A 332-nucleotide genomic window follows, 5' to 3' on the forward strand; every position below is an offset into this window, starting at 1 on the left:
CAGCCGGCCGCCGTCGCAGGCGCGCGTTCAGTCGATACGCCGCGTATGGCCTCTTGCAACATCTGCTGGTCGAGCACTTCCCGCTCGCGCAGCAGCCGCGCGATGCGCTCGAGCGACGCCCGCTGGGTAGCAAGCGTCGCGCTAACGCGCGTATGTGCATGGTCCAGCATGGTCCGGATCTCTTCGTCGACAAGGCGCGCCGTGTCGTCGCTACAGAACGAACCGCGCCAGCGGTCCAGACCCTGCGATGCCATCTGCTCCGGAGAGCCGCCAACCGTCGCAAGCCCGATACGCTTGCTCATGCCATATCGCGTGACCATATGGCGCGCCAT

The 332-nt window shown here is 66.3% G+C and carries 1 pseudogene; it reads right to left on the reverse strand.

Annotated elements, in window-relative coordinates:
- Positions 1 to 302 (reverse strand): annotated as a pseudogene (locus tag EN824_RS33990) (hypothetical protein); the annotation flags it as partial.
- Between the last annotated feature and the right edge of the window lie 30 nt (positions 303 to 332).

Source organism: Mesorhizobium sp. M8A.F.Ca.ET.181.01.1.1 (assembly GCF_004792025.1).
Lineage (GTDB): Bacteria > Pseudomonadota > Alphaproteobacteria > Rhizobiales > Rhizobiaceae > Mesorhizobium.